Source organism: Streptomyces sp. HUAS MS02, assembly GCF_055702265.1.
The window spans coordinates 1,675,819-1,701,573 of record NZ_CM146747.1 but is presented as its reverse complement, the minus strand read 5'-3'; the positions used below and the strand labels follow the sequence as shown (position 1 = coordinate 1,701,573).

20 protein-coding genes are annotated in these 25,755 nt (G+C 71.4%); 14 read left to right on the top strand and 6 right to left on the bottom strand.

What is annotated here, in order from left to right; translation table 11 throughout:
• Position 1 precedes the first annotated feature (1 nt).
• On the bottom strand, positions 2 to 1,771 hold the full coding sequence (locus ACZ9QC_RS07340) for an SGNH/GDSL hydrolase family protein (RefSeq protein WP_472919384.1): 1,770 nt from the start codon (positions 1,769 to 1,771) through the stop codon (positions 2 to 4).
• Positions 1,772 to 2,024: 253 nt separating this feature from the next.
• On the opposite strand from ACZ9QC_RS07340, the gene ACZ9QC_RS07335 reads away from it, so the two are divergent.
• Complete coding sequence (locus ACZ9QC_RS07335; protein WP_472919383.1) at positions 2,025 to 2,474, top strand: DUF6278 family protein; 450 nt, start codon at positions 2,025 to 2,027, stop codon at positions 2,472 to 2,474.
• Between the two features lie 184 nt (positions 2,475 to 2,658).
• Positions 2,659 to 3,402 (top strand): amino acid ABC transporter ATP-binding protein, encoded by a 744-nt coding sequence (locus ACZ9QC_RS07330; RefSeq protein WP_472919382.1) that lies wholly within the window; start codon positions 2,659 to 2,661, stop codon positions 3,400 to 3,402.
• A 155-nt stretch (positions 3,403 to 3,557) separates the two neighbouring features.
• On the opposite strand, the gene ACZ9QC_RS07325 is transcribed toward ACZ9QC_RS07330, so the two are convergent.
• The gene (locus tag ACZ9QC_RS07325) at positions 3,558 to 5,156 is read right to left on the bottom strand and encodes a CocE/NonD family hydrolase (protein WP_472919381.1); all 1,599 of its coding nucleotides are present in this window, start codon (positions 5,154 to 5,156) and stop codon (positions 3,558 to 3,560) included.
• A 107-nt stretch (positions 5,157 to 5,263) separates the two neighbouring features.
• Complete coding sequence (locus ACZ9QC_RS07320) at positions 5,264 to 6,025, bottom strand: hypothetical protein (protein ID WP_472919380.1); 762 nt, start codon at positions 6,023 to 6,025, stop codon at positions 5,264 to 5,266.
• Between the two features lie 206 nt (positions 6,026 to 6,231).
• Here ACZ9QC_RS07320 and ggt point away from each other — a divergent pair, with 206 nt between their 5' ends.
• The gene (ggt, locus tag ACZ9QC_RS07315) at positions 6,232 to 8,037 is read left to right on the top strand and encodes a gamma-glutamyltransferase (RefSeq protein ID WP_472919379.1); all 1,806 of its coding nucleotides are present in this window, start codon (positions 6,232 to 6,234) and stop codon (positions 8,035 to 8,037) included.
• Here ggt and ACZ9QC_RS07310 read toward each other — a convergent pair.
• Positions 8,030 to 10,612 (bottom strand): ATP-dependent Clp protease ATP-binding subunit, encoded by a 2,583-nt coding sequence (locus ACZ9QC_RS07310; protein WP_472919378.1) that lies wholly within the window; start codon positions 10,610 to 10,612, stop codon positions 8,030 to 8,032. The two genes, ggt and ACZ9QC_RS07310, sit on opposite strands and share 8 nt — an antisense overlap.
• Positions 10,613 to 10,905: 293 nt before the next feature.
• Entirely contained in the window at positions 10,906 to 11,673 is a 768-nt protein-coding gene (map, locus tag ACZ9QC_RS07305) for a type I methionyl aminopeptidase (RefSeq protein WP_472919377.1), read from the bottom strand.
• A 73-nt stretch (positions 11,674 to 11,746) separates the two neighbouring features.
• Between map and ACZ9QC_RS07300 the strand changes: the two genes are divergently transcribed.
• The 9 genes from ACZ9QC_RS07300 to ACZ9QC_RS07260 all read left to right on the top strand — a co-directional run bounded on the left by ACZ9QC_RS07300 (position 11,747) and on the right by ACZ9QC_RS07260 (position 23,255).
• Positions 11,747 to 12,019, top strand: coding sequence for a helix-turn-helix domain-containing protein (locus ACZ9QC_RS07300; protein WP_472919376.1), 273 nt, complete (start codon positions 11,747 to 11,749; stop codon positions 12,017 to 12,019).
• Positions 12,020 to 12,199: 180 nt separating this feature from the next.
• On the top strand, positions 12,200 to 13,666 hold the full coding sequence (locus ACZ9QC_RS07295; RefSeq protein WP_472919375.1) for a hypothetical protein: 1,467 nt from the start codon (positions 12,200 to 12,202) through the stop codon (positions 13,664 to 13,666).
• A gap of 238 nt (positions 13,667 to 13,904) precedes the next feature.
• On the top strand, positions 13,905 to 14,747 hold the full coding sequence (locus tag ACZ9QC_RS07290; RefSeq protein WP_472919374.1) for a nitrilase-related carbon-nitrogen hydrolase: 843 nt from the start codon (positions 13,905 to 13,907) through the stop codon (positions 14,745 to 14,747).
• 63 nt (positions 14,748 to 14,810) lie between these two features.
• Positions 14,811 to 16,097, top strand: coding sequence for an aspartate aminotransferase family protein (locus ACZ9QC_RS07285; RefSeq protein ID WP_472919373.1), 1,287 nt, complete (start codon positions 14,811 to 14,813; stop codon positions 16,095 to 16,097).
• Between the two features lie 31 nt (positions 16,098 to 16,128).
• Positions 16,129 to 17,706: a PucR family transcriptional regulator gene (locus ACZ9QC_RS07280; protein ID WP_472919372.1), complete on the top strand. Its 1,578-nt coding sequence runs from the start codon at positions 16,129 to 16,131 to the stop codon at positions 17,704 to 17,706.
• A gap of 332 nt (positions 17,707 to 18,038) precedes the next feature.
• Positions 18,039 to 18,881 carry a nitrilase-related carbon-nitrogen hydrolase gene (locus tag ACZ9QC_RS07275; protein ID WP_230213592.1) on the top strand — a complete coding sequence of 281 codons (843 nt, stop codon included), beginning with the start codon at positions 18,039 to 18,041 and terminating at the stop codon, positions 18,879 to 18,881.
• Positions 18,882 to 19,024: 143 nt separating this feature from the next.
• Complete coding sequence (gene hydA / locus ACZ9QC_RS07270) at positions 19,025 to 20,428, top strand: dihydropyrimidinase (RefSeq protein WP_472919371.1); 1,404 nt, start codon at positions 19,025 to 19,027, stop codon at positions 20,426 to 20,428.
• 11 nt (positions 20,429 to 20,439) lie between these two features.
• Positions 20,440 to 21,459, top strand: a complete 1,020-nt coding sequence (locus ACZ9QC_RS07265) for a TIGR03842 family LLM class F420-dependent oxidoreductase (RefSeq protein WP_472919370.1) — start codon at positions 20,440 to 20,442, stop codon at positions 21,457 to 21,459.
• Between the two features lie 227 nt (positions 21,460 to 21,686).
• Positions 21,687 to 23,255: an NCS1 family nucleobase:cation symporter-1 gene (locus ACZ9QC_RS07260; protein ID WP_472919369.1), complete on the top strand. Its 1,569-nt coding sequence runs from the start codon at positions 21,687 to 21,689 to the stop codon at positions 23,253 to 23,255.
• A 43-nt stretch (positions 23,256 to 23,298) separates the two neighbouring features.
• On the opposite strand, the gene ACZ9QC_RS07255 is transcribed toward ACZ9QC_RS07260, so the two are convergent.
• Complete coding sequence (locus ACZ9QC_RS07255; protein WP_472919368.1) at positions 23,299 to 23,970, bottom strand: hypothetical protein; 672 nt, start codon at positions 23,968 to 23,970, stop codon at positions 23,299 to 23,301.
• A gap of 191 nt (positions 23,971 to 24,161) precedes the next feature.
• Between ACZ9QC_RS07255 and ACZ9QC_RS07250 the strand changes: the two genes are divergently transcribed.
• Positions 24,162 to 24,857 (top strand): DUF4232 domain-containing protein, encoded by a 696-nt coding sequence (locus tag ACZ9QC_RS07250; RefSeq protein ID WP_472919367.1) that lies wholly within the window; start codon positions 24,162 to 24,164, stop codon positions 24,855 to 24,857.
• 40 nt (positions 24,858 to 24,897) lie between these two features.
• Positions 24,898 to 25,755 carry a class I SAM-dependent methyltransferase gene (locus ACZ9QC_RS07245; RefSeq protein WP_472919366.1) on the top strand — a complete coding sequence of 286 codons (858 nt, stop codon included), beginning with the start codon at positions 24,898 to 24,900 and terminating at the stop codon, positions 25,753 to 25,755.

The window sequence follows — 25,755 nt, the reverse complement described above, 5'->3', positions numbered from 1 at the left end:
GTCACAGCAGGCCGAGGTCCACCGACTCGGCGAGCGCCGCGAGGCCCGCCTCGTTCGGATGCAGGTGGTCCCCCGTGTCGTACGCGGGGAGCAGCCGGGCCGGACGAGCAGGGTCGCGCAGCACCTCGTCGAAGTCGAGGACCCCGTCGAACGCCTCGCCCGCCTCGCCGCCCCGGATCCACTCGTTCACCGCGACCCGCTGGGCGTCGGCGGCGGCCGTGCAGCGTGCCTCGCCCTCGCAGGGCGCCACGGTCGCCACGAGCACGCGCAGACCCCGCTCGCGTCCCCGGGCCGCGATCTCCCGCAGCCCGGCGACGACCTCGCCCGCCGTGGCACCCCAGCGGACGTCGTTGACGCCCTGGAAGACGACGACGGTACGGGCGGAGGTCTGGGCGAGGACATCGCGGTCGAGGCGGTGCAGGGCACTGACGCCGCCCGTGTCGGTGGAGACACCGTCCCCGGGGTAGCGGTCGGTGACCACCCGGTTCGCCGAGATCCCCTGGTTCAGGACGCCGTAGCGCGGGACCTCGTCCTGGCTCAGCAGCCGCCGGGCCAGGACGTCCGGCCACCGCCGGTTCGCGTCGACCGTCGTCGCCTCCCCGTCCGTGATCGAGTCCCCGAGGAGCACGACGGAGCCCGGTCCGCCGCCCACGTCCACGCCGGTCAGCAGTGGCCAGGACGAGATCGTGGAGGTGTACGCCGTGGCCGACGCGTCCCCCGCGTGGTCCCCGGGCTCGCTGACGTACGACGTCTGCCGGGCGAGCCGGTGCACGGGGGCTGCCGTCACCGTGCCGGGCAGGTGGAAGCTCACCAGCAGGTCGGTGTCCGGCGGCACCTCGAAGCCCAGCGGATCGCTGAACGCCTGCGCGCCGGCCGGGATCTCGGTGCCGGCCGCACCCCGGAAGGACAGGGCCACCGGCCTGCTCCGGGCGGTCGCGCCCGTCGCCCGCACCGCCACCGTCGCGCCGCCCACCCGTACCGGCGCCGAGGCGAAGGTGTTGTCGAGCCGGATCCGTACCCGGTGCCCGCCCGCCGAGGTGTGGACGACCAGCCGCAGGGTCCGGTCCGTCCAGGGGCCGACGGCCGGGTAGCCGGACGTGGAAGCGGCCCAACTGCCCGTCCAGGCGGCCGCGTCGGGGCGGACCGCGAGGGCGAACACATGCAGGTCGGGGACGCGCGGGAGGGTCACCGAGGAGACCTCGCGGCCCCGGACGAGCGGCACGGTGACGACGTACAGCCGTGCCTTCTCGGTGAGTTGACCGCCGGGGGAGTTCACATGGGGGAGGGCGACGGCCTTGGTGGCGAGCGGCCCGGTGCGCCAGTCGGGGGCGGTCAGCCGGTACGGGGAGCGGGCCCCGTCCCGGTAGCGGACCGTGCCGGTGCCCGTCGCGGCCCCACCACCCGTGGCGGCCACCAGGAAGGCGAGGGCGTCGCCCCGGCCCCGTACGCGCACGGCCTGGCCCGCGGCGCGCACGTTGTCGGCCTCGCCCGCCGCGCGGCGCGGCCAGGTCAGGCGCGCGCCCTGAACGGTCAGCGTGCGCCCCGGCGTCCATCCGGCGGCCGTCAGGTCGGTGGCGGAGAGGGAACGGCCGGAGCCGTCGAAATCGGCCTCGGCGGGCCGTGCGTCGTCGCTGACCGCCCTGTTGTCGAAGAGGTGTTCCAGCGGCGCCGGTTCGGCCGCCGGGCCGGCGGCGGCTCGGGCGGTGGCGACGGGTGCGACCGCCGCCACGAGTGCCAGGACGACGGCCGTTCTCCAGACGCGTCGGCGCACGCGTGATCCCTTCTGCTCGCTGGACCCGCGACGGCGGCGATGCCGACGGACGCGACATCGCCGCGCCCACGGGTGCGACACCGGTACAACGACGAGACGATTGATGTGTCATGACGACGGATGTGCCATGAAGCTAAAGAGGCGTCAGGGACCCGTCAATGAGGCAGGCGGGAACCACGGCCGAACTCCCGGCGAACAAGCGGTTTCCGCGCGCCTGTGGTGCGAAGGGTGAGGTGAATGACACGCTGAGCGCATGAACATCTCTTTCCTGGGCAACTGGCGCAAGAGGCGTGACCCCGCGTTCGGGGTCGCGGTGTTCACCGGCGGCGACGGTGACGACGACGGTCACGAGGGCCTCGCCGAACTTCTCTCCGAATGCGAACTGCTGCGCGCGCAGGCGGCGCTGGCCGGCGTCGAACTCGACGACTCCGTAGGCTCGTTGGAGGCGATCGACCAACTCGTCCCGCGCTGGCGCGACGACGAGGAGACCGCGGCCTGGCTCGGGAACGACGCGGGTCTCTACCTGGGCACGGTCGTCGTCCGGACCGTCCCGGGCGCCCGCTGGGAGATCTGGCCGAACGGCCAGCCCGTGGTGCGGCTGGACTCCGGCCGTGAGATCGACGTGGTCGAGGCGGGCCAGGCGTGGGCCGCCAGCGGTGCACCGGAACTCTCCCAGCTCTACGCCGAGGTCGCCGAGCAGTGAGCGGCCCGCGCGCACTCCCCGCCGCGTACGGTGGGCGGCGAGCGGACAGTGACCGACACGCGGACGGTGGCCGACAATACGGCTAATCCCCGCGAGTGCGTGTCGCGTCTTGAGGTCTCCTTCGTCCGGATAGTTTGCGGCACCTGCGACACCACAGGTCGAGGGCGAGTAGGGCGGGCAGGGCATGGCGGTCGATCCGCTGATCGAGATGCACGACGTGAACAAGTACTTCGGGGAGCTGCATGTCCTCCAGGACATCGACCTCACCGTCGGCAAGGGGGAGGTGGTCGTCGTCATCGGCCCGTCGGGATCGGGGAAATCGACGCTGTGCAGGGCGATCAACCGGCTGGAGCCCATCCGCTCCGGCATGATCCGGATCGACGGGCAGCCGCTGCCGAGCGAGGGCAAGGCCCTCGCGGCGCTCCGCGCGGACGTGGGCATGGTCTTCCAGTCCTTCAACCTCTTCGCGCACAAGACGGTCCTGCAGAATGTGTCGCTCGGTCAGATCAAGGTCCGCAAACGGAAGAAGGAGGAGGCGGACCGGCGCTCGCGCGAACTCCTGGACCGGGTCGGTCTGGCCGACCAGGCGCCGAAGTACCCGGCCCAGCTCTCCGGCGGACAGCAGCAGCGGGTCGCCATCGCCCGCGCCCTCGCCATGGACCCCAAGGTCATCCTGTTCGACGAGCCCACCTCGGCCCTCGACCCGGAGATGATCAACGAAGTCCTCGAAGTGATGCAGCAGTTGGCGCGAGAGGGCATGACCATGGTCGTCGTCACCCATGAGATGGGTTTCGCCCGCTCGGCCGCCAACCGGGTGGTCTTCATGGCGGACGGCCGCATCGTCGAGGACCGCTCTCCGGACGCGTTCTTCACGAACCCGGAGAGCGACCGCGCCAAGGACTTTCTCTCCAAGATCCTCAAGCACTGACCACCGGCGCTGGACCGGGCGCGGGCCTCGACTACGATGAGCGGTTCATCCACTTGGGGTGAGCGAGGCCGTGGACGCCACCCCCGGCCGAACAGGGACGCTGTTGCCGGGCGCGCAGCAGCCAGGGGCCAGGCCCGCCCGGCGGCAGCCGGAGATCACTGCTCGCGCAGCGGGATCGACACGTACGACGGGTCGTTCGGCGGCGAGGAGAAGGTCAGCTGCGCGCCGGTCGGGTTGTGCTCGATGTAGAGCGGGTCGACCGTGTCGACGACCAGGGCGAGACGGTGGCCCGCCGGAACGTCGTAGGCCGTGGAGAGCAACTCCAGGTCCACGCCGAACGGCTTGCCGGGCGTCTCGCCGTGGAAGGTGTACGGCGCGTGGCTGACCAGCTTGCCGAGGCCGAGCGGCCCCACGTCGTACAGGTATGCGACGAGGGTGCCGCTCTCCTCGGTGGCCGTCACCGTGGTGTGCAGCTTCGCGGTGCCGCGCACGGCCTGCGCGGTCGGGTACTTCTCCGACTGCCACACGGCCGCCCAGCGGCGCGGCAGCAGCGGTATCGACGCCATGGGCGGGAGTTGGGCCACCTGGTCCAGGATGCTGGAGAGGAAGACGACCCCGCCGTTGGCGCCCGAGTCGACGTTCGCGCGGATCGTGGTGCCGCTCGCCAGGGCGATCTTCTTGCGGGTGGCGGTGACCGACTTCCAGTCCGGGTAGCCCTCGAAGGCGCCGCCCGTACGGGACTTGAGCCGGACGGGCCGCTCGCGGTCGATGCCGTTGGCGGTGCCCTTGAGATAGCGGTCGAACCAGCGCCGGGTGTCCGTCCACACGTCGTTGGGGAGCCCGAACAGACCGGTCATCTCGGTGGTGGCGTGGTCGCCCGGCCGCAACTCCAGTCGCTTCGGGCCGGTGAGCTTCTCGTAGAAGTCGGCGTACTGGTTGGGTGGGAAGATCGAGTCGCCCCAGGCGTTGGCGAGCATGACGGCCGTGCCGTGGGTGTTGAGCCGGTCCACATAGGTCTCGGGGGAACGTTTCTTCCCCCAGGCGATCATGTCTCCTTCCTTGGCGAGGTTGGAGGCGTAGAGGTCCTTGAAGATCTGCTGGAGTTCGGGGCTCTGTCGGCCGGTGATCCGTCCGGCGCCGTCGAGCAGGGCGGACGCCTGGACGTGCTGGGTGCGCCCGCCGTAGATCGAGTCGATCAGGTCCGCCCAGCCGCTCAGCGCGACGACCGCCTTGACGCGCTCGTCGTGCGCGGCGGCGAGGAGACTGATGCCCGCCCCGTACGACAGCCCCGCCATGCCGATGTGCGCCGCGTCGGCCGGGGTGTTGGCGAGCGCCCAGTCGATCACCTTGGAGGCGTCGGCCGTGTCGGGCGGCCCGGCGACCTCTATGTATCCGCCGGATTCCCAGAAGCCGCGCACGTTGTAACTGACCACGACGTACCCCGCGTCGGCCAGCTTGCGGGCCTGGGCCAGGTATTCGACCTGGGGCAGGCCCCAGCTCGTGGGCAGCACCAGGAGCGGGTACGTGCGGGAGGCGTCCGCCGGGGCCACGACATTGGCCTTGAGGACGGTCCCGCCCTCACCCTGGATGTCGACGAAGCGGGTGGTGGGGGCCGCGGTGGCGCCGGACGCCGCCTGGGCGGCGGGGGCGAGACCGAGAGCCGTGCCGGCGACCAGGGTGGCCGAGACGGCGCCCACGGCGCTCGTCCGCAGCGCCCTGGTCGTACGCGATGTGGTGCCGTGCGGGTGTCTCACGGGTCGCTCCTCACTCGTGTCAGTGCAAAGTGACCCGACGGTAACCGGACACCCTTACCGGAAGTAACTCCTCGGTAAGTTACGTGACGGTAACGTTCGGCGGTGAACTATGAGGCGCGGTGGGAGATCTGGGCGGGGGCGGACGGCGCGGGCGCCGGGGTCTGGGCCGCCCGGGTGACGTCCGCGACGAGCTCGACCACATCGGCGCCGTACGCCTGGGAGTTGACGACCTTCAGGAGGAGCACGAAGGTGCCCGTGCCGTACTTGCGGTGCAGACGCTCGTGGTTGCGGGCGAGATAGCGCGTGGCGGCCTGGTTGGTGATGGCGCGCTGGCCGCAGAAGAGGAAGACCGGCCGTGCCTGGTCCGGCTGGCCGGTGGTGAGCCGGGCCAGGAGCACATGCTCGGTGATGCCGGGGTCCAGGCGGTACTGCTCGGTGCCGATCTGGAAGGCCGCCCGGTGCGGGCCGGGCTCCGGATCGCTGTTGAAGGTGACGCCGGGCAGCATCGCCCCTATGTGCGCTGCCATCCGGCGGTTGGATACGGGGCCTCCCACGCAGAACTCGGTGCGCTCGCCGAACCCCTGCTGGGCCGCGTCCTGGGTGATGATCTGGGCGTGCGAGCCGCAGTCCTTGATCAGCGCGGAGAGCTCCAGCAGCGCGAACACGTCGAAGCGGTGGACCGCCAGGTCCGCACTGGACGGATCCCGGTTGACCACCAGCAGGGACTCCGAGTTCGCCGGCAACCCGAAGAACGCCTGCTTGCGGCGGAGCTTCCGCTTCCACAGGTACGTCCGGAAGAACCAGCCCAGGGAGGCACTGAGCCCGGCCGCGATCAGGCCGAGGACGATATTGCGCACGTCGTCATTCATGGCCGCGCATGGTAGCGGGCGCCGCCGAACGGTGCCCGAATCCGTGTCCGATTTCTCGTTCCGCTCCCGGTCCACCGACCCGTACCGGGGTCCGGTCCGGTGCGTGTTGCAGGTGTGCGGCCAGGCCGCCGGATGGCCGACAGGCCGCTGACGGGGCCATGGCACCCGCGTTAGTCTGCGCGGACGGTCCTTGACTGGAGGTACGGATGCGTCTGCGTCGCCCTGTCGCGCGGAAACTGGCTGTACTGGCGGCGACGTCCGCCGTGATGTCGGTGGGGGCGGCCCCGCCGACCTCAGCGGCGACGAACACCCCCTCGAAGACCCCGGTCGCCGTCGGTTACGGCGGCGCCGTCTCCAGCGTCGACCCGGACGCCTCCGCCGCCGGCATCGAGGTGCTCCGCAAGGGCGGCAACGCGGTGGACGCCGCGATCGCCACGGCCGCCGCCCTCGGCGTCACCGAGCCCTACTCGGCGGGCATCGGCGGAGGCGGCTACTTCGTCTACTACGACGCCAAGTCCCGTACGGTGCACACCGTCGACGGCCGCGAGACCGCGCCGCTCAGCGCCGGTGAGGACCTCTTCCTGGAGAACGGGCAGCCGATCCCGTTCGCGCAGGCCGTCACCAGCGGGCTGAGCGTCGGCACCCCCGGTACCCCCGCCACCTGGGGGACCGCGCTGAAGAGCTGGGGCAGCAAGCCCCTCGACAAGCTGCTCGAGCCCGCCGAGAAACTGGCGCGCGACGGGTTCGTGGTCGACGAGACCTTCCGCGCCCAGACCGCCTCCAACGAGGCCCGGTTCCGCAACTTCCCGGCCACGGTCGACCTCTACCTCCCCGGCGGCAGCCTCCCGGTGGTCGGCTCGACCCTCAAGAACCCCGATCTGGCCCGCACCTACGCCGAGTTGGGCCGCAAGGGCGTCGGCGCGCTCTACCGGGGCGACCTCGCGCAGGACATCGTCGACACGGTCAACAAGCCTCCGGTGGACCCGGCTTCGGGCTACAACGCCCGCCCCGGCGACCTGACGAGGGCCGACCTCGCCCAGTACCGCGCCAAGCGCCAAGCGCCCACGAAGACGTCGTACCGCGGCCTCGGCGTGTACGGCATGGCGCCCTCCTCCTCCGGCGGCACGACGGTCGCCGAGGCGCTCAACATCCTGGAGCGGACCGACCTCTCCAAGGTGAGCGACGTCCAGTACCTGCACCGTTACATCGAGGCGAGCCGGATCGCGTTCGCCGACCGGGGCCGCTGGGTCGGCGACCCCGCCTTCGAGGACGTACCGACGAGGGAACTGCTCTCGCAGCGGTTCGCCGACTCCCGCGAGTGCCTGATCAAGGACGACGCGGTGCTCACCAGCCCCGTCGCCCCGGGCGACCCGCGCAACCCGGCGCCCTGCGCGACCGGCGGCACGGCCGCGCCGACGACGTACGAGGGCGACAGCACGACCCATCTCACGGTCGCCGACAAGTGGGGCAACGTCGTCTCCTACACGCTGACCATCGAGCAGACCGGCGGCAGCGGCATCACCGTGCCCGGCCGGGGCTTCCTGCTCAACAACGAGCTGACGGACTTCTCCTTCACCCCGGCGAACCCGGCCGTGCACGACCCCAACCTGCCGGGACCGGGCAAGCGGCCGCGTTCGTCGATGTCACCGACGATCGTGCTCGACCGGCACGGCAAGCCCGTCGTGGCACTCGGCTCGCCCGGCGGCGCGACCATCATCACGACCGTGCTGCAGACCCTGACCGGCTTCCTCGACCGGGGTCTGCCGCTGGTCGACGCGATCGCCGCGCCGCGCGCCAGCCAGCGCAACCAGACCACCACCGAACTCGAACCGGGCCTGTGGAACAGCCCGTTGAAGACCGAGCTCGAAGCGATCGGACACGGCTTCCGGCAGAACCCGGAGATCGGCGCGGCCACCGCCGTCCAACGTCTGCCGAACGGCAAGTGGCTGGCCGCCGCGGAGACCGTACGGCGCGGGGGCGGCGCGGCGATGGTCGTGCACCCCGTCAGGTAGCGCCCTCGGAGACGGGCGGCGGCGTCGTACGGAACGCCAGCCGCCCGTCCTCCACCTCCGCCACCACCCGGCTGCCGGACGGCAGCCGCCCGTCGAGCAGCAGCCGGGACAGCGGGTTGTCGACCTCCCGCTGGATCGTGCGGCGCAGCGGCCGGGCGCCGTACTCGGGCTGGTGGCCGTGGCGGGCGAGATGGTCGACGGCCTGCTCGCCGAAGTCGATCGTGACGCCCCGCGCGCGCAGCCGCAGCCGCGTCCCCTCCAGCAACAGATCGGTGATCCGCCGCAGTTGGTCGTCGCCGAGCCGGCGGAAGACGACGATCTCGTCGATGCGGTTGAGGAATTCGGGCCGGAAGTGCTCCCGGAGCGGCCGCAGGATCCGCTCCCGCCGGTCCTCCTCGTCCGCCTCGGCGCCGCCCGCCGAGAAACCGAGCCCCGCCCCGCTCCGGCCGATGGCGTCCGAGCCCAGATTGCTCGTCATGACGACCACCGCGTTGGTGAAGTCGACCGTGCGGCCCTGGGAGTCGGTGAGCCGGCCGTCGTCGAGGACCTGGAGCAGCAGGTTGAAGACGTCCGGGTGGGCCTTCTCCACCTCGTCCAGCAACAGCAGCGAGTACGGGTGGCGTCGTACGGTCTCGGTCAGCTGACCGGCCTCCTCGTGACCGACATAACCGGGCGGGGCGCCCACCAGGCGGCTGACCGTGTGCCGTTCCTGGTACTCGCTCATGTCGAGCCGGACCATCCGGTCCTCGCTGCCGAAGAGGGCCTCCGCGAGCGCGCGGGCCAGCTCCGTCTTGCCGACGCCGGTCGGGCCCAGGAACAGGAAACTGCCGATCGGCCGTTCGGGACTGGCGAGCCCGGCGCGTGAACGCAGCACGGCGTCCGCCACCACGGCCACCGCCTCGTCCTGTCCGACGACCCGTCGGCGCAGCCGCTCCGCGAGCCCCAGCAGCCGTTCCCGTTCCTCCTGGGTGAGGCTGCTGACGGGGATGCCGGTCTGCCGGGAGACGACCTCGGCGATGTCCTCGGCACCGATCTCCAGGCTCTGCCCGTCGTCGGCCCGCGCCTCGTCGCGCCCCGCGTCGATCCGCTGCCGCAGCTCCCCGATCCGGTCCCGCAACCGTGTCGCCTGTTCGTACCGCTCACCGGTGACCGCCTGGTCCTTGTCCCGGGTCAGCTGCTCGATCTCCCGCTCCAGGGCCCGTACGTCCGTGCCCTTCGTCCGCGCCCGCAGCCGGACCCGGGCCCCGGCCTGGTCCATCAGGTCGATGGCCTTGTCGGGCAGCCGCCGGTCGGTGAGATACCGGTGGGACAACTCAACGGCGGCCGCCAGCGCCTCGTCGGTGTAGCGGACCTGGTGGTGGGCCTCGTACCGGTCGCGCAGCCCCCGCAGGATCTCCAGGGCGTCACCGCTGTCCGGCTCCGGGACCAGCACCGGCTGGAACCGGCGGGCCAGCGCCGCGTCGCGCTCGATCCGCCGGTACTCCTCCAGCGTCGTCGCCCCGACGATGTTCAGCTCGCCGCGCGCCAGGGCCGGTTTGAGGATGTTGCCCGCGTCCATCGCGCTGCCCTCGCCGGAGCCGGCGCCCACGACGGTGTGCAACTCGTCGATGAAGACGACCAGTTCGGCGGAGTGCGCGCGGATCTCGTCGACGATGCCGGTGAGCCGCTCCTCGAAGTCGCCCCGGTAACGGGTCCCGGCGACCACACCGGACAGATCCAGGGCGACCACACGGCGCCCGGCCAGCACATCGGGCACGTCCCCGTCGGCGATGCGCTGGGCCAGCCCCTCCACGATCGCGGTCTTGCCGACGCCCGCCTCACCGATCAGCACCGGGTTGTTCTTGCCGCGCCGGGAGAGCACCTCGACGGTCTGCTCGATCTCCGCCTCCCGTCCGATGACCGGGTCGATACGGCCCTGGAGAGCGAGGTCGGTCAGGTCACGGCCGTACTTGTCGAGGGTCGGCGTGGCGCTGCCGGAGCGGCGCGGCAGGTCGGAGCGCGGGAACCCGGACAGGGGGAGGCCCACGGGCGGCGTCGGTGCCGACGGGTCCGCCGGGTCCGGCGGCAGCGCGCCGGCCGACAGGTGCGCGGCGCCGAGGATGTGACCGGCGGCCGAGTCCGGGTTGGCGGCGAGGGCGCTGAGGACGTGTTCGGGGCCGATGTGGCCGGAGCCGGTGACCCGGGCCAGCTCGTGCGCGTCCAGCAGCGCCCGCTTGACCGCCGGGGTCAGCGCGAGCGAGGCGGGTGCGGGCCCCTGGCCGGGTTTGTGCCGCTCGGGGCCCGACCGCTCGTCGATCGCGTCGGCCAGCGCGTCGGGGTCGGCGCCCGCGCGGGCCACCAGACTTCGGGTCGGTTCGGCGGTCAGCGCTGCGCGCAGCAGATGCTGGGTGTCCAGGTCGGTGCTGCCGTGGCGCGCCGCGTAGGCCGCCGCGTCGGCCACCAGCCGGCGGGCCTGGCCGCTCATCAGCCGGCCGATCTCGATCCGCTGCGGGCGCGGGCCGCCGAAGAAACGGGCGAAGAACTCAGTGAAGGGGTCCGGACCGTAGCGCTCCGGCCCCGGGAATCCGCTGTTCATTCGCCGCCGGGTTCCCGTGTGTCGGGGGGATACACCGGGGGCGAGGGGGGTTTCGGTTCAGTGGTGGCCGCGGGTGAGTGGGGGCTGGTCGCGCAGTTCCCCGCGACCCTCGAGACCAGGCCCTGCGGGCCTGGAAGACGGCGGACGTGCGGGCCTGGATACCAGGGGACGCGCGGGCTTGAAAAGCACGGGGGCGGCCCCGGCTTTTCAGGGGCGCGGGGAACTGCGCGAGAAGCCCCACGCGCGGGTGGTCGCCCGATCGCCGGCCGGGCAACGGCGCTCCGGAACAACGGTCACCGCGCGGTCAGCACCCGCGGCCCCGCCTCCGTGATCGCCACCGTGTGCTCCGCGTGCGCCGCCCGGGAACCGTCGTTCGTGCGCAACGTCCAGCCGTCCGGGGCCGCGTGGTACCCGTCCGTGCCCCCGCCGATCACCATCGGCTCGATCGCCAGGACCATCCCGTGCCGCAGCTTCATCCCGCGCCCGGGGCGCCCCTCGTTCGGCACCCCCGGGTCCTCGTGCATCCTGCGTCCGATGCCGTGCCCGCCGAACCCGTCGGGGATGCCGTATCCGGCGGCCCGGCAGACGGTGCCGATCGCGTGCGCGATGTCGCCGATGCGGTTGCCCACGACGGCCGCCTCGATACCCGCCGCGAGGGCGCGCTCGGCCGTCGCGACGAGCCGCAGGTCGGCCGTGCGCGGCGTGCCCACGACGAAGCTGAGCGCCGAGTCCCCGGCCCAGCCGCCCAGTTGCGCGCCGAAGTCGAGGGACACGAGGTCACCGTCGCGCAGCCGGTACGCCGTGGGGATGCCGTGCACGATCGCGTCGTTCACGGAGGTGCAGAGCACCGCGGGGAAGGGTGTGGGCGCGAAGGAGGGGTGGTAGCCCAGGAAGGGGGAGGTGGCGCCCGCCTTCCGCAGCACCTCGTGGGCCAGCTCGTCCAGTTCGAGCAGGGAGACCCCCACGTCGGCGGCGTCCCGCACGGCCGTGAGCGCTTGCCCCACGACCTGCCCCGTCTCGTACATCTCTTCGATCGACGCATCCGTCTTCAGTTCCACCATGCCAATTACTATACCGATCGGCGTCCAATTCTAATACCGGTCCGCCGGAGGGGATCGGTATTAGAATGGGGTCATGGTGCGCACCCCTCTCACCCCCGAAGAGCGCGAACGCGGCGAACGACTCGGCCGGTTGCTGCGTGAGGCCCGTGGCAGCCGCAGCATGGCGGAGATCGCCGCCGGCGCGGGCATCTCCGCAGAGACCCTCCGGAAGATCGAGACCGGCCGTGCCCCCACTCCGGCCTTCTTCACGATCGCCGCCCTCGCCCGCGCGCTGGGTCTGTCCATGGACGACCTCGTGACGCGGTGCGGGCCGGCCGTCGAGGCGCCGACGGCGGCGGTGGCCTGAGGTGGACCGCCGCCCTGGCCGAAGTTGTTCGCCGGTTCTGGCTGGACTCCCTCACGCACGGCCACCGGGGTGGCGCGCACAGCACACTGCGTCCGCTCCGAAAACTTTACGTAGCCCGTCTGTAACACAACTGGTGTTTTCTTGCGGACCGGAGCACTCCAGTCGGCCGGGGAGTATGCGATGGCTGTGGATCAACTCCCGGGTCAGGTGCGGGAGTTCGCGGGATACCTGAACAAGCTGATGTCCAAGCTCGACCAGGGCACCGGTTGGTGCGCAGTCTTCTGGCAGCGGGATCCCGAGGGCATGCGCGCCTGCCTGGACGGTCTGGAAGTACCGCCCTGGGACGTCGTGGAAGCGCTGATGCACGACCTCGACATCGCCTACGGGCCCGCCGCGGCTGCCCAGGAGACCCAGCGGGCCCGCGCGTTGCACCGTGCCTCGCTCGCCGCGTACGACTCCCGGCCCGGTGGCCGTGACGCCCTCGGCGACCGGCTCAATGTCATGCTCCGCGAACAGCGTTACGCCGCCGACCGTACCGCCGACCTGACCCGCAGGCTCCAGGCGGCCACCAGCCAGGAGGAGGCCGACTCCCTCCGCCTGGACCTGGCCTGGGCCCACAACGACCACGAACGCGCCAGTGCCCGCTGCGCGGAACTGCGCACCCGCATCGAGGACGTCGACCGCCGCGCCCCGCACCACCCCGTGCGGGGCGCGGCGCGCGTCGAGGAGCATGCCGTCGGGGACGTCCGCCGCGTACCGGAGACGGGATACCGGGCGGACGACCGTCGCCCCGTGTCGACCCCCGCTGCCACACCCACACCCACCCCAACCCCCGAATCCGACCCCGGCCCCCGGGACCACGCCGCGGAACCCACCGCCCCGGAGTCCCCCGAACCCGCACCCGCGCCGACCAAGCAGCGTGCCAAGCGCCGTCCCCGAGGGGGTGCCCGTTTCGCCGGGGCGGTGGAGGTCGAGGAAGCTCCGGCAGCGGCCGAGCCCAAGGCCGCGCCGAGCGGGGGCGGCAAGGGGCGGGCTCCCCGGGGTGCCCGGTACGCCGGGGTCGCGGAGCCGGCCGAGGCGGTGGCACCGGAGCAGCCACAGGCGCGTCAGGCGCTGGACGACGAGGCGCGGCAGGAGGTCGCCGAAACCGTCTACCGGCTGGTGCGGTTGCGACGGGAGGGCCGCAGCGGGGAGGCGCACGCCCTCCTCGTGGAGGTCGCGCACTGGCCCGCCGCCCGTTTCCCGCTGCTCGCGGCCGAGTTGCACCGCGCGGGGCTGGACGCCGACTGGGCGACCCTGCTGTGGGAGGCCGGGTCGTTGCCCGCCGACCGGCTGGTCGAGGTCGCGGACGCCCTGAACGCGGTCGGTCGCGCCGCGGACGGGGAGCAGATGCTGCGGCAGGGCGTCACGCGGCCCGCCGAGGAGATCGGCGAGGCGGTGCTCGGCTTCGTCGCGCAGGGGCGTGATCGGGAGGCGCGTGCGCTGCTCGACGTCTATGTGCGCGTGCGTACGCCGGAGGAGGCGGCGCGGAGCGTGGAGGCCCATCCCGGGCGACTCGCACCCCTCGTCCTGGCGGCGGCGCGCGGCGTCTCGAAGGAACGCCACCGAGACGTCACCCACGCCCTCCGAGTCCAGGGCCTCACCTGACCCCGCCCGACACCCCCGCCCCACCAGCCCGCAGCCCGGCCCGGCCGTCGCCGGTGCGGCCCGTTCCAGGCGTGAAACGCAGGTGTAATCACCCACTGGAGTGCGAAACGTGATCGACTCGGCCGGTTGACGACGATGGTCTTGCCCAGCCCGTCGACGGGGCTTAGTTTCAAGCCTCTACGGCCTGCTTCTACGGGCGTAGAGGCTCTCTGACGTCCCTGTCGAAGGAGCAGCTGACATGGCCAACGTCGTACGCGCCGCCCTGGTCCAGGCGACCTGGACCGGAGACACCGCGTCCATGGTCGACAAGCACATCGAGCACGCCCGCGAGGCGGCCCGGCAGGGCGCGAAGGTGATCGGCTTCCAGGAAGTCTTCAACGCGCCCTACTTCTGCCAGGTCCAGGAACCGGAGCACTACGCCTGGGCGGAACCCGTGCCCGACGGCCCCACCGTGACCCGGATGCGGGAGCTGGCCCGCGAGACCGGCATGGTGATCGTCGTCCCCGTCTTCGAGGTCGAGCAGTCCGGGTTCTACTACAACACCGCGGCGGTCGTCGACGCCGACGGCACCTACCTCGGCAAGTACCGCAAGCATCACATCCCCCAGGTCAAGGGGTTCTGGGAGAAGTACTACTTCAAGCCCGGGAACCTCGGCTGGCCGGTCTTCGAGACGGCCGTCGGCAAGGTGGGCGTCTACATCTGCTACGACCGCCACTTCCCGGAGGGCTGGCGCCAGCTCGGTCTGAACGGCGCCCAGCTCGTCTACAACCCGTCGGCCACCCACCGCGGCCTCTCCGCCCATCTCTGGCAGCTGGAACAGCCGGCCGCGGCCGTCGCCAACGAGTACTTCGTCGCCGCGATCAACCGCGTCGGGCGGGAGGAGTACGGGGACAACGACTTCTACGGCACCTCCTACTTCGTGGACCCGCGCGGCAAGTTCGTGGGCGAGGTCGCGAGCGACCAGAGCGAGGAACTCGTCGTCCGGGACCTCGACTTCGACCTCATCGAGGACGTACGACAGCAGTGGGCGTTCTACCGGGACCGCCGGCCCGACGCGTACGAAGGACTCGTACAGCCCTGACGTGGGCACGTACAGCCGTGACACCCGCAGAACCCGTACAGCAGTGAAAGGAGTGGTGCAGCCGTGACCGACGAACTGCTCGGACGCCACAAGGCCGTACTGCCCGACTGGCTCGCGCTCTACTACGCGGACCCGCTGGAGATCACCCACGGCGAGGGGCGCCACGTCTGGGACGCCGCCGGCACCAAGTACCTCGACTTCTTCGGCGGCATCCTCACCACGATGACGGCGCACGCCCTGCCCGAGGTCACCAAGGCGGTGAGCGAGCAGGCCGGGCGGATCATCCACTCCTCGACGCTCTACCTCAACCGGCCGATGGTCGAACTCGCCGAGCGGATCGCGCAGATGTCCGGCATCCCGGACGCCCGCGTCTTCTTCACCACCTCCGGCACCGAGGCCAACGACACCGCCCTGATGCTGGCCACGACCTACCGCGGCAGCAACCAGATCCTGGCGATGCGCAACAGCTACCACGGCCGCTCCTTCAGCGCGGTCGCCATCACCGGCAACAAGGGCTGGTCCCCGACCTCGCTGTCCCCGCTGCAGACGCTGTACGTGCACGGCGGCGTCCGCACCCGCGGACCGTACGCCGACCTGAGCGACGCCGACTTCATCACCGCCTGCGTCGCCGACCTGGAGGACCTGCTCGGCCACGGCCGCCCGCCGGCCGCGTTGATCGCCGAACCGATCCAGGGTGTCGGCGGCTTCACCTCACCGCCGGACGGCCTGTACGCGGCCTTCCGCGAGGTGCTGCAGCGGCACGGCGTGCTGTGGATCGCCGACGAGGTGCAGACCGGCTGGGGCCGCACCGGCGACAACTTCTGGGGCTGGCAGGCGCACGGCCAGAACGGGCCGCCGGACATCCTGACCTTCGCCAAGGGCATCGGCAACGGCATGTCCATCGGCGGTGTCGTCGCCCGGTCCGAGGTCATGAACTGCCTGGACAGCAACTCGATCTCGACCTTCGGCGGCACCCAGATCACCATGGCCGCCGGCCTCGCCAACCTGAACTACCTGGTCGAGCACGACCTCCAGGGCAACGCACGCCGCGTCGGCGGGCTGCTCATCGAGCGGCTGCGGGCGATCACCGCGCAGATCCCGGCGGTCAAGGAGGTACGCGGCCGGGGCCTCATGATCGGCATCGAGCTGGTGAAGCCCGGCACCGACGAGGCCAACCCCGAGGCCGCGTCCGCCGTCCTGGAGGCCGCCCGCCGGGAGGGCCTGCTGATCGGCAAGGGCGGCGGGCACAACACCAGCGCGCTGCGCATCGCGCCCCCGCTGTCGCTCACCGTCGCCGAGGCCGAGGAGGGCGCCGACGCCCTCGAACGGGCTCTGAGGAGCATCCAGTAGCACCAGAGGAACAGATCTGAGGAACTCCGCCATGACCACCATCTCGGCCACCGCTCCGGAACCCGCCCTGTCGGTACGCCAGGTCCTCGCCCTGGACCGGGTCCTCGCCGGAGAGCCCGAGGTGGTGGCCGGGGCCGGTCAGCTCGACCGGCCCGTGCGCTGGGTCCACGTGGCCGAGGCGCCCGACGTCGGCGTGATGCTCAGCGGCGGCGAGATGGTCCTCACCACCGGGGTCCTGCTCGCCGGCGACGAGGACGCGCAGGCCGAGTACATCCGCTCGCTGTACCGGTCCGAGGCCGCCGCGGTGGTCCTCGGCCTCGGGCGGGCCTTCCCGACGCCGCCCGACGTGATGCGGCGGGTGGCGGAGCGGTGCGGTCTGCCCATGGTCGTGCTGCACCGGCCGTTCCCCTTCGCCGACCTGACCGAGGAGGTCCAGTCCCGGCTCGTCCGGCGGAAGTTCGCGGCCGTGAGCCTGTCCGAGGCCGTCCGCACCACCCTGACCGGGCTCATCACCGCGGGTGCCCCGCTGCAACGGCTGCTCGACGAGATCGCCCAGCACGCGGGCTGTCCGCTCGTCGTCACCAACCTCGCCCACCGGGTCCTCGCCACGGCGGGGGAGCGGTCGGCCGTCGACGACGTGCTGCGCGACTGGGAACGCATCTCCCGCCAGGCGGGCGGCACCCAGGGCGACGGCTGGGTCCGGGCCGAGCTGGGAGGGCGCGGGGAACGCTGGGGCCAGATCGTGCTGTGCGGCTACCGGGGCGACATCGCCACCGGCCGGCTGCTCGCCGACCGGGCCGCCGAGGCGCTCGTTCTGCACCGGATGCTCGGCGGCGCGGCGCACTCCTGGGAGGAACAGTCCGCGCAGAGCCTGCTGACGGACCTCGTCTCCGGGGTCGTACCGGCCCGGCAACTGCTGCCCAGGGCGCGGGCGGCAGGACTGCCCGTCAATCGCCGTACCTTCGTGCCGCTCGTCGTACCCGACGGTGACCCGGCCCAACTCGACCGCGTGTTGCGGATGTTGGGGCTCCCCGGGCTGGTCGCCGAACTCGCGGAGGGGGCCACCGCCGTGCTCCTCAGCCTGGCCCGGGACCAGGACGCGGCCGCGCTCACCGCGCACTTCGCGACGCGGCTGCGGTCCGAGTCGGGGGTGGGCCGGACCGTCGTGGCCGCCGCCGAGGCGCGCACCACGTGGGAGGACGTGCCGGGCGGGCTGCGGGAGGCACGTCACGTGGCGGACGCCGTCGCCCAGTCCGCCACGACCGGGCTGGACCTCCCCCTCGTCGTACGTCTGCGCGACGTCCACCTGCGCGGCCTGATCCGGCTGCTGCGCGACGACCCGCACGTCCAGGCCTTCGCCGAGCGGGAGTTGGACGGGCTGCTGTGCGGCGACGGACACGCCGAACAGGATCTGCTGCCCGTGCTGCGGACCTATCTGGCGACCGGCCGGAACAAGTCGCACACCGCCCAGCTGCACCACGTCAGCCGGCCCGCGCTGTACCGCCGGCTGGAAGCCATAGAGGCCCGCCTCGGTGTGGACCTCGACGACTTCGAACAGGCCGCCTCCGTCCACATCGCCCTCCTCGCGCACGACGCGCAACAGGGCTGAAACATGCCGGGACCTGCGAAAACAGCGGTGAAACATGCGCCCACGAAGAGGTGACACGGTGGAACGGAGAAGGCCCGCAGACGTGACACCGTGCAACTCAAACCGGCTTCCCGGACTTCCTACTCTCCTGGGGCGGGCGTCGGAAGTTCCGTCTGCCCCGCGACGCCCGGCACGCACTCTCGCCGCACCGGGCACAAGCCCAAGTACATCCAGTACGAGGTCTTGCGCCCGGCACGCCGAGAGCACGCACCGGACGCCGCAGGGCCCGCCCTTCGGGCGGACGACGGCACTTCCGACGCCCGCCCCAGCACACCGAGTGACCGGAGGTCCCGATGAGCAGAGTCATCCGCGCAGCCATCTTCCAGACGGCCTGGACCGGCGACAAGGAGTCGATGATCCAGGTCCACGAGCAGGCGGCCCGCGACGCGGCGGCCCAGGGCGCGCAGGTCATGTGCTTCCAGGAGCTGTTCTACGGGCCCTACTTCTGCCAGGTTCAGGACAAGGCGTTCTACGAGTACGCGGAGGCCATCCCCGACGGCCCGATCGTCAAGCGCTTCCAGGCGCTCGCCAAGGAACTCGGCCTGGTCCTCGTGCTGCCGATGTACGAGGAGGAGCAGCCGGGGGTCCTCTACAACACCGCCGCCGTGATCGACGCGGACGGCAAGTACCTCGGCAAGTACCGCAAGCACCACATCCCGCAAGTCCCCGGATTCTGGGAGAAGTTCTACTTCCGCCCGGGCAACGCCGGCTGGCCGGTCTTCGACACCGCCGTGGGGAAGATCGGCGTCTACATCTGCTACGACCGGCACTTCCCGGAGGGCTGGCGTGCGCTGGGCCTCGGCGGCGCCGAGATCGTCTTCAACCCGTCGGCCACCTCGCGCGGCCTGTCCCGCTACCTCTGGCAGCTGGAGCAGCCGGCGTCGGCCGTCGCCAACGAGTACTTCATCGGCGCCATCAACCGGGTGGGTGTCGAGGAACTCGGCGACAACGACTTCTACGGCACCTCCTACTTCGTGGACCCCGAGGCCCAGTTCGTCGGCGAGGTGGCCAGCGACAAGGAGACCGAACTCGTCGTCCGCGACCTGGACCTGGCCAAGCTCCGCGAGGTCCGCGACCGCTGGCAGTTCTTCCGCGACCGCCGCCCGGACGCGTACGGCCCGCTGACGGCGCCGTAACCGTGCATGACCCGCGCCCCTGATGGCCCCGCCGGGGCCCTCCACGGGCGCGGGGCATCGCCTGATATGCGGCTTCCGCCGTGTGCGCGCGACCAGCCCCAGACGACCGGCACTTTCCCGACAACCGAACGGAGCGTGACCGAATGAGCGGCCGTACAGTCATCCGCGGCGGTCTCGTCATCACAGCCTCGGACGAGATCCACGCCGATGTCCTGATCGAGGACGGTCGAGTCGCCGCCCTCGCCGCCGGCGGCACATCCGCCGCGGAGGCCTGGACCGCCGACCGCACCCTCGACGCCACGGGGAAGTACGTCATCCCCGGCGGCGTCGACGCCCACACCCACATGGAACTCCCCTTCGGCGGCACCTTCGCCTCCGACACCTTCGAGACCGGCACCCGGGCCGCCGCCTGGGGCGGTACGACGACGATCGTCGACTTCGCCGTGCAGAGCGTCGGCCACACCCTGCGCGAGGGCCTCGACGCCTGGCACGCCAAGGCGGAGGGCAACTGCGCGATCGACTACGGCTTCCACATGATCGTGTCGGACGTGAACCAGGACACGCTCAAGGAGATGGACCTGCTGGTGCAGGAGGGCGTCACCTCCTTCAAGCAGTTCATGGCCTACCCGGGCGTCTTCTACAGCGACGACGGCCAGATCCTGCGCGCCATGCAGCGCTCCGCCGAGAACGGCGGCCTGATCATGATGCACGCGGAGAACGGCATCGCGATCGACGTGCTGGTCGAACAGGCCCTGGCCCGCGGCGAGACCGACCCCCGCTACCACGGGGAGGTCCGCAAGGCCCTGTTGGAGGCCGAGGCCACCCACCGCGCCATCAAGCTCGCCCAGGTCGCGGGCGCCCCCCTGTACGTCGTGCACGTCTCGGCGATGGAGGCAGTCGCCGAGCTGGCCCGCGCACGGGACGAGGGGCTCAACGTCTTCGGCGAGACCTGCCCGCAGTATCTGTTCCTGTCCACGGACAACCTCGCGGAGCCGGACTTCGAGGGCTCCAAGTACGTGTGCAGCACGCCCCTGCGGCCGCGCGAGCACCAGGCCAAGCTCTGGCAGGGCCTGCGCACCAACGACCTCCAGGTGGTCTCCACGGACCACTGCCCCTTCTGCTTCGTCGGGCAGAAGGAACTCGGCCGTGGCGACTTCTCCAAGATCCCCAACGGGCTCCCGGGCGTCGAGAACCGGATGGACCTGCTGCACCAGGCGGTCGTCGAGGGGCACATCTCGCGCCGCCGCTGGATCGAGATCGCCTGCGCGACCCCGGCCCGGATGTTCGGCATGTACCCGAAGAAGGGCACGATCGCGCCGGGCGCGGACGCCGACATCGTCATCTACGACCCGCACGCCGAGCAGGTCATGTCCGTCGAGACCCACCACATGAACGTCGACTACTCGGCGTACGAGGGCAAGCGCACCACCGGCCGGGTCGAGACGGTCCTCTCGCGCGGCGAACTCGTCATCACCGAGCGGGAGTACACCGGGCATGCCGGGCACGGCGCCTACACCCCCCGCTCCACCTGTCAGTACCTCAACTAGGAGTGGAGCAGATGGACTTCGGACTCGTCCTGCAGACCGACCCGCCGGCCTCGCGCGTCATCGAGCTGATGAAGCGCGCCGAGGACAACGGCTTCACGTACGGCTGGACCTTCGACTCCGCCGTGCTGTGGCAGGAGCCGTTCGTCATCTACAGCCAGATCCTGTCCAGCACCACGAAACTGACGGTCGGCCCGATGGTCACCAACCCGGGCACCCGCACCTGGGAGGTCACCGCCTCGACCTTCGCCACGCTCAACGACATGTTCGGCAACCGCACGGTCTGCGGCATCGGCCGCGGCGACTCGGCGATGCGGGTCGCGGGCCGCAAGCCCAACACCCTGGCCCGGATCAGCGAGGCGATGAAGGTCATCCGGTCGCTTGGCAGCGGGGGAGAGGCAGACCTCGGCGGTACGGTCATCAGCTTCCCCTGGATCAAGGAGGGCGCCGAACTCCCGGTCTGGATGGCCGCGTACGGCCCCAAGGCCCTGAAGATGACCGGTGAGGAGGCCGACGGCTTCATCCTCCAGCTCTCCGACCTCTACCTCACCGAGTACATGGTCAAGGCGGTCAAGGACGCGGCCGTCGCCGCCGGGCGCGACCCGTCCGAGGTGAAGATCTGCGTGGCCGCGCCCGCGTACGTCACCGAGGACGACTCGCCCGAGGCGCTGGCCCACGCCCGCGATCAGTGCCGCTGGTTCGGCGGGATGGTCGGCAACCACGTCGCCGACCTGGTGTCCAAGTACGGCGAACACTCCGCGGCCGTACCGGAGGAGCTGACGGACTACATCAAGGCGCGCGAGGGGTACGACTACTCCCACCACGGCCGCGCCGACAATCCGGACACCCAGTTCGTGCCCGACGAGATCGTGGACCGCTTCTGCGTCATCGGCACCCCCGCCATGCACATCGAGAAGCTGAACGCGCTGAGGGCGCTCGGCGTGGACCAGTTCGCCGTCTACGACATGCACGACGCGCAGGAGAGGGTGATCGACACCTACGGCTCGACGGTCATCCCGGCGGTCAACGGCTAGACCCGGCTCCCCTACGGTCAAAGGCCGACCCGGCCTCCGGGAAGGCCCCGCCGACTGCAAGAATCCGGCCACCCCAACAACCGGAATCAACCGCTCCGATCCACTCCTCCACCACCCCCCAGACCCCCCACACCTTGTCTCCTGCCCTTCCGCCGTTCCGGGAGGGCAGGGCCCAAGGCCTCCGCACGGCCTTTCTTCCCGTCCCGCCTCCCCTGATTGGCCTGCCCATGACCGACATAGCACCCCCGGGGTCGCCGACAGCCCAGTCCGCCGATCCCTCCGGCCGGATCGAACTGGCGCCCGGGGCCTTCCCCGCCGAGAGCCCCTTCGCCAACGAGGACCTGCGCCCCGTACCCGTCTCCGAGCGCAAGTGGACGACGTACAACTTCGCGGCGCTGTGGATCTCCATGGCCCACTGCATCCCCAGCTGGACCCTGGCCTCCGGCCTGGTCGCCCTCGGCATGGACTGGAAGCAGGCCGTCTTCACCATTGCCCTGGCCAACGTCATCGTGCTGCTGCCGATGCTGGCCACCGGGCACGCCGGGCCCAAGTACGGCATCCCCTTCCCGGTGCTGGCCCGCGCCTCCTTCGGTCTGCGCGGCGCCAACATCCCGGCGATGATCCGGGCCGCCGTGGCCTGCGGCTGGTTCGGCATCCAGACCTGGATCGGCGGCTCCGGGATATTCGTGCTCGGCTCCAAGCTCACCGGCGGTGAGTGGGAGAGCGCGGGGAAGATCGCGGGCAACCCGTGGCCCCTGTGGCTCTGCTTCATCCTCTTCTGGGCGCTGCAGATAGCGATCATCTACCGCGGCATGGACTTCCTGCGGCACTTCGAGAACTGGGCCGCGCCGTTCGTGATCGTCGGCGCGTTCGTGCTGCTGGTCTGGATCGCGGTCAAGGCCGACGGCTTCGGCGCGCTGCTCGACCAGCCCTCCAAGCTCGGCTGGGGCCCCGACTTCTGGCCGGTCTTCTTCCCCTCGTTGATGGGAATGATCGGCTTCTGGGCCACTTTGTCCCTGAACATCCCTGACTTCACCCGTTTCGGCGCCAGTCAGAAGGCGCAGACCTGGGGCCAGTCCCTCGGCCTGCCCACCACGATGACGCTCTTCGCGATCCTCGCCGTCCTGGTCACCTCCGGCTCCGAGGTCGTCTACGGCGAGGCCATCTGGGACCCGGTCACGCTGGCCGCCAAGGCCGACAACGTCTTCGGGCTCCTCTTCGCGCTGATCACCGTGCTCGTCGCCACCGTCTCCGTGAACATCGCGGCCAACGTGGTCTCACCGGCGTACGACCTGGCGAACCTCGCCCCGAAGCTCATCAACTTCCGTACGGGCGCGCTCATCACGGGTGTCGTCGGCGTCCTGATCTTCCCGTGGAAGCTGATCTCCACGCCCGAGTTCTACATCTTCACCTGGCTCGGCGTGGTCGGCGGTCTGCTCGGCACCGTCGCCGGCATCCTCATCGCCGACTACTGGATCGTCCGCCGTACCGTCCTGCACCTTGCGGACCTGTACACGCCGGGCGGACGCTACTGGTACTCCAACGGCTGGAACTGGCGGGCGATAGCGGCCTTCGTGGTCGGCGGTGTGCTCGCGGTCGGCGGCTCGTACTCGACCGTCTCCGAGGACGGCGTCTCCTCGGGGCCGTTCCCGCACGACGGCCTGATCCCGTTCCTCAAGCCGCTCGCCGACTACGGCTGGGCGGTGGGCCTGGGCGCGTCGATGCTGCTGTACGTGGTGCTGATGGCCGGTGAGCGGGAGAAGGTCCGGACCGACGAGGAGCGGGTGTCCGTCTGACGGGCCCGTGTTCGCGGCGGCGGCCGACGCCGGGGGAGACGCCCTACTGGGAGTCCTCCAGCACGGCCGCCGCCTCCTTCGCCGCCTTGATGGCACCCTTGTTGATCTCGTCCGTGCCGGGCGCCTTGCGCGACTCGAAGTCGCTGCCGTTGTAGGTGACGACCACCAGGGCGTTGGACATCCGGACGTACACCACACCCTCACGGGTCTGCTGCTTGTCCTCCGTGGTGAGGTTCACCACGGAGTACGCCTCGTCGCCGAGACCGGGCACGGCGCCGCCGCCGCTCTTCTCCGTGGTGCGCGTCCTGTAGGCGCTTTCGGCCTTGTCGTCCGATTGCTGGATCTCGTACGAGATGTCCAGCCAGCGGTAGTCGAAGCCCTTGAGCGCGTTCCACGAGCAGGTGCGGCGTACGGACTCGTTGGTCGACGCGATCTCCTTGCCGGCCGTCTTCGCCCCGGGAACAAGTGAGGTGACCGTTTTCTTCGTGACGCCGGAGCAGGGCGAGGGCGCCTTCTCGTACGTCTTGGTCACCGTCGCCGTCGACGGCGCGGACGCGTCGGTCGAGACGGGCCCCGACGCCGTGTCCCGCGCGGTGTCCTCCCCGGCCGGGCTCGCGGACAGCGGACCGGACGACAACGCCCAGCCCGCGACGGCGAGTACGGCGACCGGCATCAGTCGCGCGGTGAGGGCGAGCGGCAGAGGGAGATCACGCACAGCGCACTTCTCGGGGTCGAGGCGGTGGTACCGCCGGGCGGTGGGGTACGCCAGTGTCACACGACTGCCTGTGGGACGAAAGTGCGAACTCGCTCCGTGCATAGCCGGTGACAGCGTCCGGCGCGTGCGGAGTCACGGTGTCCCGCGCGGATTCGCGGCCTCCGCACCCCCGTCCGTGTCAGGATCGGACCATGATCCCGATACGCGGCCGTACGGCCTCCCGCGCGTTCGTGGTGGTGGCGCTGACCCTGGCCGTCGGTGGCTGCGGACTCTCCGAGGAACTCGACCGCGAGCGCGACCCGGACCGCGCAGGGCCCCCGGCGGCGGCCTCGTCGGCGGGGACGGACACCCCCGGAGGACCGGGTCTCTCGATGCCGCCCGAGGCGCCCGAGGCCGAGTTGGGAGCGGATCCGACGGAGGGCACCTCGCCCGACACGACGGCCGCCTGCCCGAGCTCCGGGGTGCGCATGCTGCCCGGCCTCGTGGACGCGGCGATGGGGCTGCGGGCGATGGGCGTCACCCTCACCAACTGCGGTGAGAAGACGTACACGGTCAAGGGGTACCCGTCGATCCAGCTGCTCGACGCGGACGGCGAGCCCTACGACGACGTACGTGTTCTCCAGGGGCCCCAGGACGTCACCACGGGGGTGCCCGACCTCGGTGCGCACCAAGTCACCCTGAAACCGGGTGAGTCCGCCGGGACCACACTGGTCTGGCGCAACACGGTCACCGAGGCGGACGTACCGGCCGTGAACGCCCCCACGCTGCGCATCGCCCCGCTCCCCGGCCGCCCCGCCGAGGTCCTCACCCCCGACGGCGGCCTCGACCTCGGCAACACGGGCCGCCTCGGCACGACGGCCTGGACGAAATTCGCCCCCGGTTCTTAACCGGTTGCGAGTCCGCCGTGCCGATCAGCACCCTGGCCGCATGAGCCGGTCCCCGTACGACACCGAGCGGCAACTCCCGTCCCTGCCCGAGGAGATCCTCGCGTACTACGAGCGCGGAGGGGAGCTCACCCGCCTCCGGCAGGGCGCCGGTCGGCTGGAGTTCTGGCGCACCCAGGACCTCCTCCGCCGACTGCTGCCCGTCGCTCCCGCGCGCGTGCTCGACGTCGGCGGAGGTACGGGGATCCACGCCGAGTGGCTCGCCGGGGACGGACACCGGGTCGAGGTCGTCGACCCCGTTCCGATGCACGTGGAACGGTCCGCGCGGCTGCCCGGGGTCACCGCCCGGCTCGGGGACGCCCGCGCGCTGCCCGCCGCGGACGCCGCCCACGACGTCGTGCTGCTCCTCGGTCCGCTCTACCACCTGCCCGAACGCCCTGACCGGGTGCGGGCGTTGGCCGAGGCCCGGCGCGCGGTGCGGCCCGGCGGTGTGGTGGTCGCGGCCACGATCAACCGCTTCGCAGGCCTCAACGACAGCCTCAGGCAGGGGAACTACTTCATCCCGGAGCGCCGCGAGCGCACCGACGCCGTGTCGGACCACGGCAGGCACCGGTACTCGCCGGCCGACCCCGACTTCACCACCGCCTACTTCGCCGATCCCGGGGACGTGCCGGGCGAGTTCGCCGAGGCCGGCCTCGCGCCCGACGGGCAGTACGGCGTCGAGGGCGTCGCCTGGCTGATGGGCGGGGTGGAGGAGTGGCTGGACGACCCGGAGCGCCGGGAGGCCGTACTGGCGGCGACCCGGCGCATCGAGGCGGAGCCGTCGCTGCTGGGGGCGAGCGGACATGTGCTGACCGTGGGGCGGAGGCCGGGAGAAGACCTGGAGGGCGGCCTCGGCTGA